Genomic DNA, 18,796 nt, shown 5'->3' on the forward strand with positions numbered 1-18,796 from the left:
GTGTACCTTAAACGCGAAGGAATCATAAAGTGACAGACAAGTCGGGAGCGTGGGAAGTTTTACTGGGAGAAGGCATCGGTCCGCTGAGGCTTGGTACATCTAAAGAAGTGATTTCGAAAATTGAGGGCTTTGCTGAACCCGAACTCGTGCAGGATGAGTCAGCGGCAGTTTCGGACTTCGAGAAACTGCTAAACTCGATGGGGCCTGAGATGGGTCTCGATCCTGAGGAATTTAAAGAGATGATTGCGGCGATGCAGGCTGAAGCTGCGGCAGAGGTTCGGTGGGTTCCCAAAACCAAAAGCCTGCCAGTTGTTTTTTTTCACGGAGATATCCTTATTCGTATCGTTTTGTCGGCCGAGTGCCGTCCAAAACTTGAAGGGCGAAATATTTTTGAGATACCTGCCAAAGAATTTTATGAACTGGTGATTGCCAGATCGCAATCCGTCTTCAGGAAACGTAATGAAATAGTCGCGCCCGACATCTCCATGCGCTTCACAGTTCCCAAGAAGTCCGATTTCGAGGACGGAAGACCTATCGAACTGCTCGTTTTAGAGAAAAATAGGACGGATGAGTTGATCGCTGACGGATATAAGCAATTGCCGATCTGAGGCACGAACTCTCCAGTCTCTTGGTCTTTGGACATCTAAAGGGCGGGCTGTTGGAACGAAACTTCGAGGGCTTGAGGCAGTAAGCGATGGGTCTAGAGCACGTCCACTGAACTCGGAATCGGATTGAGGATTCCGTTACGGTCCGATTTCTGATTCCATGATCCGACTGGTGATTTGGTCGGAGGCAATATGACCCGCGCTTTCAGCGATGATCTTCGCAGCCGTGTTCTGGCAGCGGCTTATGATGGTATGTCAGCACGCTCGGCGGCCGCCCGGTTCGGAATCGGAGTCTCGACGGCCATCGCCTGGATAGCCAGCGCACGGCATGGTCAGATGAAGCCTGCTAAGCAGGGACGGCGCGGCGGTTCTCGTCTGGATGCCCATGGCGATTTTATCGTTGGGTTGATCGATGAAGAAAAGGACATCACGCTGAACGAAATGGTTCTGCGGCTCGCCGAAGAGAAGGCCGTTTCCATCGGCCGCAGTGCCCTCGATGTATGGCTGCGCAAGCGCGGCTGGACTTTCAAAAAAAGACCGCACATGCATTGGAGCAAGAACGACCCGACCTGCTGAAACGTCGTCGCGACTGGTTCGATGGTCAGCTTGATCTCGATCCGGCAAGGCTCGTGTTCATCGATGAAACTGGCCTGTCTACCAAGATGTCCAGGCTGCGCGGCAGGTCCCCTTGCGGCGAGCGTTGTCGAGCCGCGATTCCACATGGGCACTGGAAGACGACGACTTTCACCGGTGCGCTCAAGCTCTCGGGCATGACCGCGCCCATGGTGCTCGATGGTGCCATGAACGGCACGGCCTTCCGCGCATATGTCGAACAGGTTCTGCTTCCAACGCTGACAGTTGGCGATGTCGTTGTGATGGATAATTTGCCTGCGCATAAAGCGGATGGTGTGCGGCAGGCTATTGAGAGCGTTGGTTGCCAGCTTCTCTACCTTCCACCCTACAGCCCGGACTTCAACCCCATTGAAAAGGCCTTCTCCAAGCTCAAGGCGCTCCTGCGTGCGCGAGCCAAGCGCAACGTCGAAGCTCTGTGGGACACGGTCGGCGAAATCGTCCCGCTCTTCAAACCCAAAGAGTGCGCCAACTATTTTACGTCGTGCGGATATGACCCCGAGTAAAGTGGACGTGCTCTAGTGAAGCTGGCTGGAGATGTCGGCGCGCGCGCGGTGGTTCGGCGCCATAGGATGTCGATAGTCGACGTCGAGATCGGACCAGCAGCCAGGATGGACCTCGATACGCTCGAGTCGTTGCGCGAAAGGGGCTGGTTGCCCGCCCAAGGTTGAAAAAGCGGGTGCGTCCAGTTCCTGTAGCGTTGGCTGGGATTCAAAGATTGGGTGGGAGAGAAACGCCACCGGTGTCATTCCGCGCAGGAGTGCGGGTTCATGAGCAAGGGCCATGAGTCCTTGCCTAGCAGAGCATCCAATCTTGCGAAAAAAGAATGCCGGCGGGGATAAGTTTCATTGAGATAGCCTGGAAAGCAGTACAATTTTTTTTGTTGCAAATCTTGAATCCGAAAATCGTCAAAACCAAATCGATCGCCGCCAGCCGCTGAAATAAGGGCTGGTATCGCCGGGAGCGCCGCTTTTGGCATTCCCGTACCATGTTGCTTCAAGGAGGATATGGCTATGGCAACATCTTACGACTTCGCACCGCTGTTCCGCTCGAGCGTCGGCTTCGACCGGGTGTTCCATCTGTTGGAAAATGCTCAGCGCGCCCGCTCAATCAGCGACTGGCCGCCTTACGACATCGTCAAGACTGACGACGATACCTACCGGATATCAATAGCGGTTGCCGGCTTCACCCAGGACGATCTCGATATCACCTTCCAGTCCAACCTGCTGACTGTAACCGGCAAGAAACAGGAGGTATCTGCCGTTGGTTACCTCCATCGCGGGATCGCTGGGCGTCCATTCGAACACAGGTTCGAACTTGCAGATCACGTCAGGGTGAACGGAGCGGACCTTAGAAACGGCCTCCTGTCGATCGAGCTTGTTCGAGAGATCCCGGAGGCGTTGAAGCCGCGAAAGATATTGATCCAGAGCACGCCTGCGTTGACGTCCGCCGTTCCGGCGCAGATCGAAGCACAGAAGGCCGCTTGATATCCAGGCTCGTCCAGTAAGCAAGGGTGCCATTGCGATGGCGCCCATCACCATTCCGGGTTGGGAAGGAGAGACCAATGAAACCCGATATGTTCAGAAAACCTGTCACTATCCTTGTCGGCTTAGGCTTTCCTGTGGAAGTACGCGGCATAATGGATGCCTACCGGCATCTTGTCGAATGGCCGACCTCGTTCAGAGACACGGCACACTCGATTGCCCTAAAGGCTTCTCAAGCGGCGCTTCGCGGAGAGATCGAAGCGGAGACCGCGCGCGGCCTGTTTGCCGCATTCGCCGCGAAGCATGATCTTCTGGCCCCGGAGTTGCCGGTAATTAGCGCTTCTCTCATGCATGGCGACAGCGGTCCCCATATAAAGTGAGGACCTGCCCACTGCAAGCGGCCTGCCACGAAACTACGGGTTCTCACACTGCTCGAGCGATGCATAAATCGCATCCATGCCGACATGGATGATCTTGCGGACTGGCGTGTGGCAACGACATTCCTGATGACAACGCAGTTGCCTTGAGAACGAAGGGTGTTGATTGCCACTGAGAACTGACCGGGCGTTGGAGTGAACCCCTCGGCCTGGACCAGCGAGGCACTTCAAACTAAGCCGCTTGCTGGGCGAGTTGAGTTTCAAATTCTGCTGGCGACCTATAGCCAAGGGCCGAGTGCAGCCGCTTGGCATTGTAGACTTCTTCGATGAAGCTGGGCAATCGCTCGGCGACGTCTACGAAAGTTTCGTACCCGGCAGGATAAATGCCCTCTACTTTCGGAGTCTTCATAAAGCTCTCTGCCTGCGCATTGTGATAAGGGTTGCCAACGGCACTCGTGGATCCCTGTAGGGCTGCCGCATCGAGTGCTCGTCGATAGGTCTCACTTGCGTACTGGCATCCGCGGTCCGTGTGGTGAATGCAGCCAGGCGGAGGCGGAGGCATTCTGTTCTCGATGGCCGAATGTAGTGCGGCCAGCGCCAGCGGCGTATCCGGCCGTGTCGACAGGCCATAGCCGACGACTTTCCGGTTGCAGGCGCCGAGAATGACGGCGAGATAGCAACAGCCGATGGCGGTGCGGATGTATGTGAAGTCGGCCACCCAGACCAGTTGAATATGCATGCAAGTGTTGGTCGGTAATGGTAGCGCTTTCTTTGTATTGAAAATGACATTTAACAAGTTTAACGACTCGCATGCGGAGTTGGGGACATACCCTCGGCTGATACGATTCCCGTCAGACCGGTCGCCATCTCCGCAAATTCAAAATCCAGTTGGACCCCGCAACCGGGATTTGCCGGCTATGTGATATCCGGCCTGAGCCTACCAAAAATTGGTATTTGGTGATGCGTCGTTATCGAGATCACGGTCCACAATCTTGTAATTCCCTTTATGTATTTCAGGGAATTTCCTGGTCTGTGTCTTAATCCAACCGAAACACCGAGTAATGTCATCGGCTTCGAAAACTGGACTTTCCTCGCCATCGCATTTTAATATTACGATGTACCGCAATCATCGCTCCATTATGAAATACTGAAAATAAATACGTGTATAGATTTTATTTGAAATTTCGCAACGAATGCCTTCGGTGCAGCAAATTTTACCCTATCTGAGTAGTCTAGAAACCTTCCGATGTACACTTTGGAGCGGCATTTCAGAATGGCCTGCTGCCGAGCATGGACCTCAGCAAAGATGGAATCCCCCCCCCGCGAGCCGCCCCAACGGGACGGCCCCCGACCGGCCGCAAGTTATGATGGTTGCGCCCTTCCGTAACCGGTAGACGCGGCTATGCCAGAACGGACACCGCGCCAAACTCCAGGCGTGGCAACCGCGCGAAATTGCCGGCCGGGTTGCCGTAGCCGACATTCACCATGAAGTTGACCTTGATCGCTGTGTCCGCGAAGAAGCCACCATCTTGGCTACGCTGTCGCGCGACATGTTGAAATGCTGCTGCTCGCCGCTGCGTCATCCCTTCGGAAACAGCCAGGCGAACCCACAGATAAAGTTCGACGGTATAGATCCCCTGTCCCTCCTGCGCTCATTGCAGAAAGAAAATAAGTGGCCGGTTTTTACTCCGCTTGCGGACGGATTATTCCGCTGCGACCGTGGCCGACTTTTCCACCGCCGAGGCTCACGTCACGCGAGGGTCTTGCTTTCCAGCGTCTCGGGCGGCTCGAAGAGGAGCGGATAGCTTATTCGAAGGCGCTTGCCACTGATCCCGCCTGCTACGAGGCCCGCCTGTTCAGCTTGGTGAGATCGATTCCGAACCAAGCAGCGCTTCCGGGGCGCGGAACCTTCCGTGTGGCCAGTCAGTTTTTGTCGGTGAAGCTAGAGGAACTGACAATGCCCAAGAAAATTTCGGCCCCCTCCAAGACGACCGACCCTAAAGAGCAGCCTGTCCGCCCTTCCGAGGACCAGGTGGAGCCCGCCGAGCCGGACGATCGCCAACATCCGCCGCGAGATACAAGAGAGACGCCGGCTCCGAACCCAAACGACAAAGGGCTTCCGAACAGGGCGCCTGAATAAGTCGGAGACCGAAGACTGACTTGAGGCGCGCGATCGGTAAGAGCGTCGGCTCCCCTCCTGCTCGACGCCATGCCCTGAATAACGTCCCAAGTTTGGGATCACCCACAGGTTTGCCCTCAATACTTGAGCAAATCAGCGCGTGAAACCTATGTGCCTAATTTAGTGCATTTCATGCGGTGGCCGCTAGTTCGATTCCCTTCAAGAGCATTTGAGCGCCGAGAGCGGATTATTCCGGCACAAAACTGCATCTGGAAATCGTCATTCAATTGCATTACTATCTCTGAAAATGTAGGAGATAGTCATGGCTGCAAACGCTCTTGTCCAAACACGCATTGATGCCGAAGTTCGGGATCGGGCTTCGGCCGTGCTTGAAAGCATGGGGCTCACGGTATCTGATGCGGTTCGTATTATGCTCACCCGGACTGCTAACGAAGGGGCGCTACCTCTTGAACTTCTTTCTGGGAGTGAAACACACGATGCCTGGTTTCGGACCAAGGTGCTCGAAGCGTTAAATGATACTCGGTCGGATTTAACAGACGACGAGGCCGAGGCGCACTTTGCCAAACGCCGAGCGGCGGCCCGCCTTAAAGTGGGTTCGACAGAATCGTGAAGCTTACTTGGTCGGCGTTTGCGCTATCGGATCGCGACGCCATCTTCACGTATATTGAGGCAGATAATCCTGCGGCCGCTATTCTCATCGATGAGCGGATAGTATCCGCCGCCCGTCGCTTGCTCGACTTTCCTGCCAGTGGGCGCTTGGGTAGAATCGCCGGTACACGCGAACTCGTCATCAATGGTACACCTTACGTCGCCGCCTACGCCACTACCGAGACGACAGTTCGAATTCTTCGCGTACTCCATGGCGCGCAGGAATGGCCAGAATATCTGCTGCAAAACTGATCAACCACAGTCGAACCGGACCGACCAGTATCAACACTGCCGATCGATCCCGCGGCGTTTCGTATGGTCCGTTGTGCAAGCGCGCAATCGGCCCGTCAGCGTAGCGCGATCTAAACCCACCCTGATGAACTGCTCGCGATGACCAGAATTATCGGCTTCCGGGGCAGGTTGGGGGTATCCGGCCGATCTATGAATTTTCGATCACGGGTGCCGCTATCGTCGACGTTCATTACATCGGCGCGTCCTGGAATGGTCCGATACCGTCAGCCTTTTACCACTTCACGCGTAGGCCCACCTGTCCCCTGACGGAGTAACTGTCGCCGAAGTCATTCAGGCTGGTCTGAACCAGAGCTTCGCCATAGATCGAATACTTGTCGTCGTCCCAGCTATAGGTTCCCCCGATCCCCAGACCGCCCCATACACGATCATTGCGGCTGGCGAAGCTCACTCCCTCGACATTGACACTCGTCCCTTCAAGAAACTCATAGTAGAGATTGCCAATGCCGTGGACGTGGGTGCGATTGAGCAGTCCCTCGTCGTTCCGCCACGAGCTTTCGTGGTCGAGGGTCACACCGAGACGGCCTTGCAGGCTTTCTCCACGGTCGAGGCTGACGCGGGCGCCGAATGTATCGGTAAACGCGTCGAAGTCGACATTGGAATAGACCAGCTGGGCCTGCGGCGTGATGGACCAGGCTGGATCGATGGCAATGCGCTTGCCGCTTTCCAACGACAGTGTGTAGCCAAAACCGCCATTGTTGTCGGTGAGGTTTGTACGGGCAAGGAGAGAGTCGAGATCGCTCGTGTACCAGGTCATCTGAGCCTGACCGTCCAGATAGAAACCGCTCTCGCCATACCAGGTCAATGTCCCGCCAAGACCGTAACCGTCCGTGCTGATCTCCCCATCGCCGTAAACAGAACCGGTGTCGGTTTTGCCATGGGCGTAATGGATTGTGAACCCGCCAATCAGCTTGCCGCTTTCCGCTTCTGTAAACAGCCCATCAATACCGGCCTGAAGTTTGAAGATATTCTGCTCGGACTTGGTGCCGGAGGTCGAGAAACGCGGTTCGATGCTGTTATGCACACCTTCAATGCGGCCCCATACACCGTTTCCTTCGATCGCAACGCCTGCTTGTTCGGGAGTGGGATAAGGTGTGCCGACAGAAGCGCCATTACCGGCCCAGAAACGATTACCGACACGTTGCTGCAAGGTTGGCACGCCGTTCAGACCCCGCAATGCCCGGGGGTATGCCTCGTAGGTCGGAACACCGGCCTGATAAAGCGGAGCAGTCGGCGTCGGATTCGACACGGTCAATTGCGAACGCAAATACCAGTTGCCATCATTCGGTGATGAAGTGCCCCCTTGATAAAGCTGATAGGCGTAGGCACCTGCAACGACCGCTTGCCTGTCACCCACCGTGTAGTCGCCAATGAGCGAGAAAACACCGTTGGAAGCACCGTTCACTTCGATGATACGGATACCTTCACTGGTCTGCGCACCCGTGCCACCGACATTGTTGACGCCGACATTTGTCGTGCCCGATGTGTCGCCATTGACGATGACCATATCCGTATTGGAGTTGTCATCACCAAGGGCAACATCGAACAGCATCTGTCCGCCATTGCCGCTATAATTTCCACCGATGATGACGACATCGCCGACAGCATCGTCCACCGTGGTGATGGTTCCGGCGTTGGCCACATCGCCGCTGAACGAATAGAACCCGGTTCCGTTGCCCGTTCCGACTAAATTGGACGTTGAATCAATCGTCATATTGCCGTCGAAGGCGAGTGATGCCATGCCGTCAAGTGTGGAATTGTTGTTCAGGAACACACCGGTCGTTGCTTCGTCCGGCTCGCCGACATGCCATGTGCCGTCGTCGATCGACAGATTGGCACCATCCAGATTGACAACTTCCCAATTGATGATCCTGCCGCCATTCGTGGTCGCTTTCACACCGCGAAGCGTAAGCGTATCGATCATGCCGTCGGCAACCGAGGTATCATCGCCGCCGTCGAGCACCTGAGAACCATCATAGGCCGATGCGCTTACCATCGCTGTATCGGAACCGTCCTGACCGTAGAAGCCGCCAGCCAGAGTGCCGCCCGTCCAGGTGAACGTATCATTGCCTTCATGGTTTGTGACACCGTCGTTGCTTCGAGCGTCGTCTCTGTCGTCACCGTAGATATTACCGATATAGGTTCCCCTAGCCAGATTGAAGGTGTCATCGCCGAGGCCGAGGACCGCATCACCGGTTACGGTGCCAGCGCTGTTAACGACGACATTCCCGCCAATCGTGTCCGATGCAATCGGGTTACCCGCAACACCGCCGTCACGAATGGCTATTCCGGACGTTGCCGTGACCGTTGCGGAAGCTGCGATATCTATTGTCGAGCCGTTCGCTGCAATCGTTTGGATACCCGCGCCCGCACCGCCACTCACCCTACCACCGACGCTGACCAGCGAGGCGCCCGTACCCCTATTCGACGCCAGAATGCCGGTTCTGCCAGCAATAGAACCCGCCGTTTGTCTTACGGTCAGATCGGTGGCGCTGCTGGCATTACGCGAATAGACACCGTAGTCACCGGAGGCGATCACATCGCCGGAAAGTGTAACCGTTGTTGTGCCGGTTCCCGCATTGTCTGCGAAAACACCATAGGTGCCGCCTTTGACCGTTCCGGAAGTCTGGCTTACAACAATACTGTCCGCTGTGGCCGCGTTATAAGCGTAAAGTCCAGCGCGTACGATTGCCGTGGCATCGCCGGAACTGATGATCGTCGTTGAGCCGCTACCCTGATTATTGGCATACATGCCGAACCAATTGCCGGAGATCGATCCCGCGGTCTGGGTAAGAATGATATCTGTCCCGGCTGTGGAATTGTAGGCATAGACACCAAATGTGTCGTTATTTGCCGCGCCAGTCTGGGTCTGGTTGATGATCCCGGCTGTCGTGATCGATATGGCGCCGGCCGCCCAATTATCGGCGCGGATGCCATGTGTATAACCGGTTATCGTGCTGCCGGCTGCCTGGGAAATCGTGATGCCTGTCGCGTTAGCGAAATTTTGCGCCCATATACCGTTTTCGGCTGCACCGTCCACATCGCCGGCGACACTAATTGCGGTCACCCCAAATCCACGATTGGTTGTGGAAATTCCGTTATCCGCGCCAAAAATCGTCCCGCCCGTCTGGCTGACGGTCAGGTCTGTTGCGAAACCGTCGTGGGAAACATAGACACCATTACCGATTGTCCCAATCGCCGTGCCTGAGGATGTGATCGTTGTGGGACCTGTACCGGTATTGATGACATAGATACCGTCAACGCCGGTGATGCTACCGTTCGATGTTATTTCAACCGCGCCGAAAACATCATTGATCGCCAAAATACCCTGCCCACCAGAGGACGTTATGGAGGACGCATTTCCGTCCGTTATGGCGATCCCTCCGATGGTCTCGACTCTGATGGCTTCCCCAGAGGCTGACAAACCAAATCCTGGTTGTGTGACAACCGTTACGGGCGCGGAGGAAAAGATCACCGCCGACGGATCGCTCCCTGTGGCAGCGCCGGAACAGCTCCAGGTTCCAGGGCCAGCGGGATCGCAGCTACCTGCCAGCGATGGCGAAGACCAGAGGAGCACCGATGTAACTGCCGCCGCCGAAATGACGGACAAACTTTCAAATGACAGTACCAAACGCGCTTCACAAGGCGCTATGCCACCGACGATCCTCTTACACTTCCCCACTCGGCCGCCACGGATGAGCATGTTATTTGCTCGATTTGTATCAGAATTATCTAAGAAAGACCCACCCCCGTTAGATGGACGCTTCTTGAAAAATGCTCCAGGTGCGGTCATTCACGGTCCCCATCTTCCGTCCCGATAAAGCTGAAGAGTGCTTCTCGCGGAACCATCTCCCCGAATCGAATTCGCCCAATGGTTGTTCCAGATGATTGAGATCTATATATTACTAAAATATAATCAACGGTGAATTCGAAGTTGCGCAGCCGTTAGAAAACTGGACCGACGCAGCCGAAATGGTTGGTGTTCCGCATCCAGCGGCTACCTAGCGTATTAATTTAGGGTGTCGTGGGTCCACACTACTCTCTGCAGCGTTAACCATATAGGGAACCGCCATCCCAAATCCGCTTCGGTTATGTTAACCCTTGGTAAACAGGGGCGATAGACGGACCAACGACGTGAGCTTTGTGTTGGAGAAACACTGGGAGCGGCTGCTTAAGGAAATCGCGGCCTGCGAAATGGCAGTTCGAGAGATCGAAACCGATCTCCGCCTCAGGGCAATGTCGAACGACGCTGACGACAGAGAGCTGACCTTTCTGCGGCGACTCAAAAATGAAAAGGTCGAACTGCTTTATCGTTGCCAAAACCTGAGAGAAGCGTTCATTGCGTTGCTAGGCGATAACGATATCGCCGCCGAGTAGTTTCTGGGTCGAGATCGCAGGCAAACCCAGTGAACTTTACCTAAAACGCGATTTGCAGCAGTATTCCTCCCCACAAGTCGCAAATACGGCCTCGGTCACCGGAAATGCGCCGCCGAAGCGTTCTGACAAGCCGACCTTTTCGCTGTGCTTAGTCCGTAGGCGCGATGGGGCTGGGTAGATACGCTTATTGCGGAACCAGAGACGGCTCTCCTATCGATGACGTAACGTCCCAAGTCTGGGATCACCACAGGTTTGCCCTCAATACTTGAGCAAATCAGTGCGTGAAACCTATGTGCCTGATTTAGTGCATCACGCGGTGGCCACTGGTTCGATTCCGCTCAAGAGCTAATTGGATGCGAGTCGTTTATCCGCGAACCAAAGTGCGCCGGATCGTAAGCCGAAGTCCGGACTTGAACTTTTAGACACCCGGCGTGATTGTGAGAGACGGACAAATCGGAGAAAAAACACTCCGGTCCTAACTTAATTGGTGTTGGAGTTTACATGATCAGAAAATCGATAATGGCTCTATCGCATGCGGTTCTTGCCGTACCCAATCCCCTCCGCGCCCAGCGACGATGAGCGGACGACGAAGTAATTCTACGCTTTCGGTCGTATCGATCCCTCTACCAGCCATGCAGCAAAATGAGGGAAATGCCGCATTGGTTTCCTGCGTTGTAGCTGCCCGATGGAAATTTCGAAGGATATCTCGCTTATAGCCGCGGCCACTTCGCGGCCGAGGCGAGCGCAGAAGTCTGTGAATGATTGGCCCATGAATTGACAAAACTGAATTCCAACAAAGGCGCGAGATGATGATGCCAAAAATGCAGATTGTATTAGGGCTCGTCGTGGCCAGTGTTGTGGCGCTGTCTGGACTGGCTGCACCTGCTATAGGTGCTTCGAGTATTGAACAGGGGATAGATTTACAGTTCACGCCACCTAAGGGTCTTTGTCAGGTCGATCCGTCACGCTCGAAAGCAGACCAGTACCTTTGGACTAGTCTTCCTGATAAAAAGACGGCCGAATTGACACACACATTGTTTGTCGATTGCCTTCCGCTGGAACAGGCGCGGAAAGGTGATTTTTCGGGTAAAATGCCAACGAATGTGATTTTTCTCGCAGTGATTCCGCGTACAATAGACCAGACACCTCCCATCCCATACAATCTGAAAGATTTAGTGTCGGCTTTGGTAGCGAGGGACGCGCCGCGTTATAAGGACGCAAAGCCGTTTTTTGGGTCGCGGAAAGAGACAGCCGACGTTTTCGCATTACTTGGCAGCGACGAAAACGGCGTGTATTACGGCATCCGAAAATTTGACAAATCCGGCAAGGAAATAGGAGGCGGCATTTCGATTTACACGATGATCGAAACATCCCCCATCCTTATCTGGGTGCTCGCTTTTGAAAACACGATTGATGAAGCCAAGTTTGACAGGGCAAAGCAGCTGGCCGCACAATTACAGGCTGAAAACAGCCGCCCCGTAACAGTAAATCTAAAGGGGCTGCCGCACTTGGCAAAAAAGGTACAATCCTGCTTCAACGTGCCCGCCGGAATAGGGGGAAAGGCGGTTGTTTCATTCAAAATTAACGAGGCGGGCGCTCTCGAAGGAACGCCGGTGGTTATCGAGCAGGGTGGTGGCGAAGCAAGCGAGGTCATTGGTAAGGCAGCGATAAGGGCGCTTCAAAAATGTCAGCCGTACCTGGAATTCGGTTTGCAAGGCCAATTTCATCTCCCGTTTGTAATTCAATAGGTGGAGGGTTTCATGACATGTGGCATCCTACAGCGCGACAGCGAGTTAATTCCAGCCAAGGCGGAGTAGAAGATGAGCGGCGGTGGCCGACATATGGTTGGCGCGAGTTGGCCATGAAGCTCGGCTTGGGGCAGGGTCGTATTCGCGAGGAGCAGCTTATGGAATTGCTGGAAGAGCGTTTGCGAACGACAGGAAGCCTGTTGCGCCCGGTGTGAACGCCGGGGCATGATCCTCAACTGGCTGCATCCATCCCGCACGTTTACTTTCGGACGCGGCGGTCTGATCCCATGGACGATGATGAACCGGAGAAGAAAATGAGGAGCGCAGAGCGAGCAAGTCCGCTTCGGTATCTTGAGATATCGACCATTGGCAGCTTCTGCGCTGCATTTTTGAGTTTCGGGGTGGCGACGGCGATGCCGGCGGACATGACGGCGGAGCGTCTTCTCACTATCTGTGAAGCGCCCACCGCGCGGACCGCGATGATCAAGGGTGACGAACTTGGCTGGCCGCGGCTGACCGATGCGGAAACAGAGGAATGGCGTCGTAGTTTCGTCGCCTATAATGGCGGTTCGGTGGACGTTGTGGGCTGGCGGCAAGAGAAGGCAGGCGGAGCCGAGTCATTGTCTTTTTGGCTTGCTGCTGGTCCGAACGGACACAAAGCATGCGCATATTCCACGCCAAGACCTGCCGGTTTCCTGGATGCGTTATCGGAGAGGCTTGGTGCACCGGATAATCTGGACAAGAATGACGCGATCGAAAGTACGACAGCCTGGTGGAAACGAGGTGCGGTCGAGTATTCTTTTGTTCAGGTAGGTTTATCCGCCGTCATCAATATCGGCTCAAGTCGGTGAGGTCGTGGCGTATACCGCAGGTAAATTGTCACGCAACCCGACAGACCGCCCCAAAATGCGAGACGTAAAAGGTTTCAGGTTTTTCGCGAGATAATATCGCTGGAACTGAAGGCGAAGATCGCAATCATCAAGAAGCTAAGCGCGGATGCCACTTGCGCACCCCATGACTGACTTTGAGCGACGAGCATACGTCCCCAGCTAGGTTCAGGCGGCGACACACCGAGTCCGAGAATGTCCAACAGGTATGACAGGTGGTCTATTTCTTTTGATTGCCAGCAAAAGCGGCCGTCAGGCCAAGGCCGATGTAAACGAAGCCGCTAACCCAGCGTTCGGCCTTCAGATAGGCGGGACTGCGCTTCAGCCAGTTGCCGGCCGTGCCGGCAGCAAGTGCGTAGGTGCAATCCGTCAGAACACCAATCAACGTGTAGAGAATTCCGAGAAAGGCGATCTGCATTGCCATATGGCCACGATCGACCTCAACGAACTGCGGCAGGAAAGCCAGAAAGAACAATGCGGTCTTCGGATTGAGGAGATTGACGATGAAGCCCTCACGAAAGATGCGCATGCTGCTTCGCTTCGGCAAACCGCCCTCGACGTCGGGAATGTCCGACGACCCGAGGAGCTTCTTGAGGCCAAGCCAGATCAGGTAGGCCGCGCCCGCATATTTCACCACGCTGAAGGCAAGCGCGGAGGATGCCAAAAGCGCCGAGAGCCCAACAGCGGCGGCGACGACGTGAACAAGTGTGGCGGTATGAATGCCAAGGATTGAAACGAGGCCGGCAGAACGGCCCTGCTCGACCGAGCGCGCAAAGATGTAAAGGACTGCCGGGCCCGGCACAAGAAGCAGCACCAGCGTGGCGCTGACGAACAGGCTGAGATTGGCTGCGCTGGGAATTGCCAAATCCATGATTGTTTTGCCCCCGTTTTCTATTGCACGAACGATAGCATTGAGCTGCCTCCAATGCGAGGTCGTGTTCTGCTTTTACGCTGTCACGTCGCGCCGATTTCTGGTTCAGCGGTCCCTATGAGCCGACATGACCTGACAGACTTTGAATGGCGCGCGATTAAGTCGCTGCTACCCAACAAGCCACGGGGGGTGCCGTGCGTCGATGGCGGCAGGCAAGAACATGACGGACAAGCCGCCGACCATCTGCTCGACCACGATGGACCTGGAACAATCGTGCTGGCGGACAAAGCCTACGATACTGATCGCATCCGGGTATTTCTCCGCGTGAAAATTTCCCGACACTTGAGAACTGTCATCGACGCGTATCGCCCTCGGGATCCGTTCTATGAAGAAGGCGGAGATCACGACGCCCTCGGCGACGAATTCGCTGCCCTATGACCGTTCCCCGTCTCGTGACCTCCGCCGCGAGTTGTGGATTTGGGTGCCTCAGGACGTCGGACCCTACCGCAACCCTTGTGAGTGTTTCACTAGCGCGGTAGGGATTGTTCTCAGAGGCATGACCCCGTCGACATTATCTCTGTTATAGAGAGAGCAATCGTTGCCGGGTAACCGGCTCAGTTCTGCGTGGAAACCAACAGGCAATGAGGCTTCTGCCCATGTCGCTTCCGACTTTGGTCTAATGTTATTCAGGTGCAAAAGTCTCTTAGGCGATTGCTGAAGTCCAAAGGAGGTTTTCTCTTCAGGCCAGGGCTTGACCACTTGCGGTGTCGCGACGATTTGTAAGGCGTTCAAAACCTTGCCGACCGGTTCTCGCGTGCTACCCGTTGCCGGATCCAATCGGTACCTCAGGAGCCAGATGTGTTATTGCGCCGCAAACTGATCGCCGTTTTCCCGTACCTGCTGTTGACCCTCTTCAACACCGCTCTCCCTTATACAATAAAAATTCACGGTATTTCTGCGACATTTGCCGAGCAAGTGGCTGAGGCCAGAAGCGGCAACGGCGGTGGCAACGGGAACGGCGGCGGTGGAGGTAGCGGAGGTGGCGGAAACGGAGGGGGAAGCGGCAACGGAGGAGGCAACGGTAACAGTGGCGGCAACGGCAACGGCAATTCGGGTGGCAAGGCAAACAATAGCGGCCAGTCGTCGAGCACTGGAAGTGCTGCAAAAAGCCAGACTGATGCCGATGACGCAACGAATGAAGCCGGCGGCGCCCTGACCGTTCGCCATAAGGACGGCATCAGTGAAACTGTGCAGCGGGGGCGATACGTGATGAAGGACTCAAAGGGCCGTACAATCGTCAACCGCGATGCAACGGTTGCAGACGAGCAGCGGCTCAGATCCTTCCTTCGTTAACGGCGCCTGTCAATCTCGTCGCGAAACGCCATCGCGGCTTCCGTCCGGTTGCTTACGCCAAGCTTGGTGAAAATCTGTGTCATATGGTGTTTGATCGTCTTTTCGTGGAGGTCCAGTTTGAGACCGATATGTTTGTTGCTTAATCCGGCAGATGCAAGCTCGAGCACTTGGTGCTCCCGATCCGTCAATGCGGTAAAGGGATTGGCCCGGGCACCCGATCCGCTTTCCGAAATCAGGCGTGCGGACAAGGTGGGTGCAACGTAACTGTCGCCTGCCGCGACGCTTCGAATAATGTCGGCAAGTGCACGTGAGCCAACCCCTTTCAGGACGTAGCCCTTCGCTCCATTTCTCAGCGCTGCCATGACGTCATCACCTGCCTCGGAAACCGTCAGCATCACGATCTTCTGACCGGGCACCCGATCAAGTATAAGCGAGATAGCTTCGAGCCCACCGCCCGGCATGGAGATATCGAGCAGCAGGATGTCGGGTTGGTGCTCTACCGCGATACGCAGAGCGTCTTCCTTGCTGCTGCCCTCTCCAACGACATTGAATCCGTCCATTTCCGTCAGGCTTCGGATGACGCCTTCCCTGAAGAGGGGGTGATCGTCCACAACTGCCAGGCTTATTTGTTGCGCCGTCATGCCTGCTCCATTTCCTCGATATTAAGCGACATCCGTACGGTGGTTCCCCGGTCTGAGGAGAAAAGATGGAAGACGCCTCCCAGGCTTTCCACGCGATCCCTGAGACCGGCAAGGCCGAGTTTCTGGGGCGAAACATCACTCATGCTGAAGCCGTGCCCTTTATCCATAACTTCGATGATAATCAGTCCGTCTTGAGATGTTTGCGCAACCTTTTGCCCGATGCCGCCGGCATGGCGATATCCATTGTTCAGCGCCTCCTGTACAAAACGATAGATGCATATCTTTGCCGAGGTGGAAAGGCTCGCAGGCCTCTTGTTCAACGAGAGTTCGACGGAGACGCCTGTGCGCTGCTCATGCGCGAGGACCGCGCGTTTCAGCAGGTCAGCAAGGCTATCCGTTTCTATGTGTGGCAACATCAACCCACTACAAATGCCCCGGATTTCCGTCATTGCGTCGTCGAGACTGGCCTTGATTTTTGTCAAGGACGCGTCGCGTTCTTTGGCGGGAGTTCTAGGGTCGGTGAGTGTCTGGCTGTCAAGTCGTAAAGAGGCATAGGCGACCAATTGTGCGGGGCCGTCGTGCAGGTCAGCACCGATGCGGCGCAAATAGCTCTCGTTGAGGGAGGTTGCCCTTTGGGTGGCGCGCTGAACACGTGCGCGTAACGCTTCGTTCTGTCGCAGCAGTGCGGACAGTTCCCCGATGCGGTCACTGAGTGCCTTGCGCTGGCTGTCGATGGTACGGCTTCCACGCAGGACTATGATCGACAAGAGGGCGAAAAATGTCATCGTAAATGTAGCAACCATTACCCAGCTCAACAGCCGGGCCCGATTAAGGCTCCATTCGAAATCATGGGCCACCTCGAAAAATTCAGAGACGGCGACGACTTTGCCAGACCAGGGCTGTAGGACCGGATTGTAGATTTGCAGAAGTGGCTTGTCACTGTCGCGTTCGGCCTCGCTCTCGACGTCGTCTATCCGATTGAACCTTGCTGCCATTCGGCCGGTAAAGGCCGTTCTGAGGTCATCAGAAAGCGGGAACTGCTTGCCGGAAAGGTTCTTGTCGCTGGAATAGAGAATTGTTCCATCGCTGCGCCAGAGCCGGAATGAAAACAGGCGCTTTCCAAGTGCGCCCTGGCCAAGTGTCTCGTCCAGGGCCCGCGTTATCGAATCGTCCAGAGCCTGGGTGGTTTGCATATCAGGCAGAAGAGGGGCGATCACGCTATCCACATAAAGCGCCGTCGTCGCCGCGGAATTACGCGTCACGGCGTTTTCGATCAGGCTGGAAACGAAGTAACCCACGACAACCATCGCACAGATCGCGACAACACCACCCGCAAAGAGGAACTGCCTTGCGAGGGATTGAGAATTCCAGCGTGCGACCAGTCTTGCCAGAGGCACTTTGTACTCACGGCTTGTCGGCAGAACACGCATGATCAGCACTCATCTCCCCCAACCTTTATAGCTATCCCGCCAAAGCGGAGTGTCAACCGTTGTCTCCCGGAGGAGGCAACGGTTTGTCCCGAAGATGAGCCAGTTCTCCGGTCCATACAATCAGGGACCATTGGGCGCGATCAATCGGACTATGGTCGGAATGCCCAAGGCATAGGTCCGAGCGGAGTAGAAACCTGAAATTTCGGCAATATTGTAGTGCGTAACGATTTGCTGGGACCGCGGCTCTCTAACTGCGGCGGTGCCCAATTTTATGAAGGACCTGCTCATGAACATCCGCTCTGTGATCGGAACCGCAAGCCTTGGTCTTGTCCTCGCCGTTGCCCCGATGGCAGGAGATACCGTCGGCTTCACTTATGCTGCTTTTGCCAAGGACGGAAACGGTGGTGGTAATGGCGGCGGCAACGGTGGTGGGGCCGGCGGTGGCAACGGGGGAGGCCATGGTGGAGGAAAATCCGATGCCGGCGAAAGCCGGGCTTCCTCCAACTCATCTGCGAACAAGGGCTCTTCGGCATCGTTGAAATCGCATCATTCAGACAAGCCCTCAAAAACACACGGCGAGAAATCGAAAACGCAAAGCGCAAAGTCGGGCACTGGCAGCCTGAATTCGATGAAGAGAAATTTTCATGCCTATCTGAATTCCAACGATCCCAAGATGGCGGCGCTTGCAGCTTATGTGAAGGCGTACGCGGAATTCGAAATTCAGTACGGGGTGACGGCCGTGCCCACGGATCCCGCGCTTAGCGAGACTGCGCTGGTTTCGGCGTTGGAACAGTTGGCAAACAGGCCGGTGACCAGCGAGGAGATCGCGGAGGCGAAGAGCATTCTGGGCGCTGGAACAGACACGGGCAAAATCGCGGAGGTTCGCGAGGCTCTCGAAGAGGAAGCCCAGAACTGAAGGTTGCTGCAAGCTTGAGGGCGCTGCATCAGCGGCGAATTTTCAGCAACTGTCGTATGCGAGTTTGACGTCGACCAACGCCATCCCCTTGCCGGAGTAATAACCGGCACTATCGCCGGATCAAGCCGCCCGCCGCGGGCTTGATCCGGCGATATCACATCAGAGAGCGCCGTGGCGCATAGCGCCGGCTAGCTGGATCTTCCAGTCTAGCCTTTGAGGAAAATACCGGCGTTGATTGATCACGATCTGGTCACACCTCCTGCGGAATGGCGATGCGGCAATTTACGATCCGACACGACATCCTTTCCCACCGGCCGCGCAGCGACGGCAGAAGATCTTTCCTCAATCGCCCTTGCAGGCTTATTGCGCGGCCATGCAAA

General features: G+C 55.5%; 17 protein-coding genes and 1 pseudogene. 13 read left to right on the plus strand and 5 right to left on the minus strand.

Translation table 11 applies throughout. The features are described 5' to 3' along the window. Positions 1–29 precede the first annotated feature (29 nt). The 5 genes from QSV77_RS25685 (at position 30) to QSV77_RS25705 (ending at position 3,099) form a co-directional block, all read left to right on the plus strand. On the plus strand, positions 30–608 hold the full coding sequence (locus tag QSV77_RS25685; RefSeq protein WP_078053762.1) for a hypothetical protein: 579 nt from the start codon (positions 30–32) through the stop codon (positions 606–608). 189 nt (positions 609–797) lie between these two features. After that, the gene (locus tag QSV77_RS25690) at positions 798–1,181 is read left to right on the plus strand and encodes a transposase (RefSeq protein WP_223565060.1); all 384 of its coding nucleotides are present in this window, start codon (positions 798–800) and stop codon (positions 1,179–1,181) included. After that, positions 1,106–1,741: an IS630 family transposase gene (locus QSV77_RS25695; RefSeq protein ID WP_223565061.1), complete on the plus strand. Its 636-nt coding sequence runs from the start codon at positions 1,106–1,108 to the stop codon at positions 1,739–1,741. The genes QSV77_RS25690 and QSV77_RS25695 overlap by 76 nt, the downstream gene beginning before the upstream one ends. A 507-nt stretch (positions 1,742–2,248) precedes the next feature. Beyond that, positions 2,249–2,722, plus strand: a complete 474-nt coding sequence (locus QSV77_RS25700; RefSeq protein ID WP_078053760.1) for an Hsp20 family protein — start codon at positions 2,249–2,251, stop codon at positions 2,720–2,722. A 77-nt stretch (positions 2,723–2,799) separates the two neighbouring features. Beyond that, positions 2,800–3,099, plus strand: coding sequence for a DUF982 domain-containing protein (locus tag QSV77_RS25705; RefSeq protein ID WP_078053759.1), 300 nt, complete (start codon positions 2,800–2,802; stop codon positions 3,097–3,099). Between the two features lie 229 nt (positions 3,100–3,328). Here QSV77_RS25705 and QSV77_RS25710 read toward each other — a convergent pair whose 3' ends face one another. Next, the gene (locus tag QSV77_RS25710) at positions 3,329–3,892 is read right to left on the minus strand and encodes an IS3 family transposase (RefSeq protein ID WP_142846669.1); all 564 of its coding nucleotides are present in this window, start codon (positions 3,890–3,892) and stop codon (positions 3,329–3,331) included. 1,645 nt (positions 3,893–5,537) lie between these two features. Between QSV77_RS25710 and QSV77_RS25715 the strand changes: the two genes are divergently transcribed. Together QSV77_RS25715 and QSV77_RS25720 are read left to right on the plus strand one after the other, a co-directional pair. Beyond that, positions 5,538–5,846 (plus strand): type II toxin-antitoxin system RelB/DinJ family antitoxin, encoded by a 309-nt coding sequence (locus tag QSV77_RS25715; protein ID WP_078053757.1) that lies wholly within the window; start codon positions 5,538–5,540, stop codon positions 5,844–5,846. After that, positions 5,843–6,136 (plus strand): type II toxin-antitoxin system mRNA interferase toxin, RelE/StbE family, encoded by a 294-nt coding sequence (locus QSV77_RS25720; RefSeq protein ID WP_078053756.1) that lies wholly within the window; start codon positions 5,843–5,845, stop codon positions 6,134–6,136. The genes QSV77_RS25715 and QSV77_RS25720 overlap by 4 nt, the downstream gene beginning before the upstream one ends. A 271-nt stretch (positions 6,137–6,407) precedes the next feature. Here QSV77_RS25720 and QSV77_RS25725 read toward each other — a convergent pair whose 3' ends face one another. Beyond that, the gene (locus QSV77_RS25725; RefSeq protein WP_237680980.1) at positions 6,408–9,515 is read right to left on the minus strand and encodes an autotransporter outer membrane beta-barrel domain-containing protein; all 3,108 of its coding nucleotides are present in this window, start codon (positions 9,513–9,515) and stop codon (positions 6,408–6,410) included. A gap of 812 nt (positions 9,516–10,327) precedes the next feature. Between QSV77_RS25725 and QSV77_RS25730 the strand changes: the two genes are divergently transcribed. The 3 genes from QSV77_RS25730 (at position 10,328) to QSV77_RS25740 (ending at position 13,169) form a co-directional block, all read left to right on the plus strand. Then, positions 10,328–10,570, plus strand: a complete 243-nt coding sequence (locus QSV77_RS25730; RefSeq protein WP_078053834.1) for a hypothetical protein — start codon at positions 10,328–10,330, stop codon at positions 10,568–10,570. Positions 10,571–11,376: 806 nt separating this feature from the next. After that, complete coding sequence (locus QSV77_RS25735) at positions 11,377–12,318, plus strand: hypothetical protein (protein ID WP_080855011.1); 942 nt, start codon at positions 11,377–11,379, stop codon at positions 12,316–12,318. A 287-nt stretch (positions 12,319–12,605) separates the two neighbouring features. Next, positions 12,606–13,169: a hypothetical protein gene (locus QSV77_RS25740; protein WP_162936142.1), complete on the plus strand. Its 564-nt coding sequence runs from the start codon at positions 12,606–12,608 to the stop codon at positions 13,167–13,169. Between the two features lie 256 nt (positions 13,170–13,425). Here the strand turns inward: QSV77_RS25740 and QSV77_RS25745 are convergent, their stop codons facing one another. Beyond that, complete coding sequence (locus QSV77_RS25745) at positions 13,426–14,076, minus strand: LysE family translocator (protein WP_080855013.1); 651 nt, start codon at positions 14,074–14,076, stop codon at positions 13,426–13,428. Between the two features lie 117 nt (positions 14,077–14,193). Between QSV77_RS25745 and QSV77_RS25750 the strand changes: the two are divergent. Both QSV77_RS25750 and QSV77_RS25755 read left to right on the plus strand, forming a co-directional pair. Continuing rightward, positions 14,194–14,400: pseudogene (locus tag QSV77_RS25750) on the plus strand (hypothetical protein); the annotation flags it as partial. Between the two features lie 534 nt (positions 14,401–14,934). Beyond that, the gene (locus QSV77_RS25755) at positions 14,935–15,429 is read left to right on the plus strand and encodes a hypothetical protein (protein WP_161987968.1); all 495 of its coding nucleotides are present in this window, start codon (positions 14,935–14,937) and stop codon (positions 15,427–15,429) included. Here QSV77_RS25755 and QSV77_RS25760 read toward each other — a convergent pair. Together QSV77_RS25760 and QSV77_RS25765 are read right to left on the minus strand one after the other, a co-directional pair. Then, complete coding sequence (locus QSV77_RS25760; RefSeq protein ID WP_080821100.1) at positions 15,426–16,070, minus strand: response regulator transcription factor; 645 nt, start codon at positions 16,068–16,070, stop codon at positions 15,426–15,428. The two genes, QSV77_RS25755 and QSV77_RS25760, sit on opposite strands and share 4 nt — an antisense overlap. Beyond that, positions 16,067–17,500: a sensor histidine kinase gene (locus QSV77_RS25765; protein WP_112967406.1), complete on the minus strand. Its 1,434-nt coding sequence runs from the start codon at positions 17,498–17,500 to the stop codon at positions 16,067–16,069. The genes QSV77_RS25760 and QSV77_RS25765 overlap by 4 nt, the downstream gene beginning before the upstream one ends. Before the next feature lie 286 nt (positions 17,501–17,786). Between QSV77_RS25765 and QSV77_RS25770 the strand changes: the two genes are divergently transcribed. Further along, positions 17,787–18,416: a hypothetical protein gene (locus QSV77_RS25770; RefSeq protein ID WP_161987969.1), complete on the plus strand. Its 630-nt coding sequence runs from the start codon at positions 17,787–17,789 to the stop codon at positions 18,414–18,416. Positions 18,417–18,796: the final 380 nt, after the last annotated feature.

It is taken from the genome of Agrobacterium sp. V1 (assembly GCF_030518355.1).
Classification (GTDB): Bacteria; Pseudomonadota; Alphaproteobacteria; order Rhizobiales; family Rhizobiaceae; genus Agrobacterium; species Agrobacterium cucumeris.

Coding starts and splice junctions, on each gene's coding strand:
- QSV77_RS25690 (WP_223565060.1), top strand. CDS start 798: ATGACCCGCGCTTTCAGCGATGATCTTCGCAGCCGTGTTCTGGCAGCG.
- QSV77_RS25695 (WP_223565061.1), top strand. CDS start 1,106: ATGGCTGCGCAAGCGCGGCTGGACTTTCAAAAAAAGACCGCACATGCA.
- QSV77_RS25700 (WP_078053760.1), top strand. CDS start 2,249: ATGGCAACATCTTACGACTTCGCACCGCTGTTCCGCTCGAGCGTCGGC.
- QSV77_RS25705 (WP_078053759.1), top strand. CDS start 2,800: ATGAAACCCGATATGTTCAGAAAACCTGTCACTATCCTTGTCGGCTTA.
- QSV77_RS25715 (WP_078053757.1), top strand. CDS start 5,538: ATGGCTGCAAACGCTCTTGTCCAAACACGCATTGATGCCGAAGTTCGG.
- QSV77_RS25735 (WP_080855011.1), top strand. CDS start 11,377: ATGATGATGCCAAAAATGCAGATTGTATTAGGGCTCGTCGTGGCCAGT.
- QSV77_RS25740 (WP_162936142.1), top strand. CDS start 12,606: ATGGACGATGATGAACCGGAGAAGAAAATGAGGAGCGCAGAGCGAGCA.
- QSV77_RS25745 (WP_080855013.1), bottom strand. CDS start 14,076: ATGGATTTGGCAATTCCCAGCGCAGCCAATCTCAGCCTGTTCGTCAGC.
- QSV77_RS25760 (WP_080821100.1), bottom strand. CDS start 16,070: ATGACGGCGCAACAAATAAGCCTGGCAGTTGTGGACGATCACCCCCTC.
- QSV77_RS25765 (WP_112967406.1), bottom strand. CDS start 17,500: ATGCGTGTTCTGCCGACAAGCCGTGAGTACAAAGTGCCTCTGGCAAGA.
- QSV77_RS25770 (WP_161987969.1), top strand. CDS start 17,787: ATGAACATCCGCTCTGTGATCGGAACCGCAAGCCTTGGTCTTGTCCTC.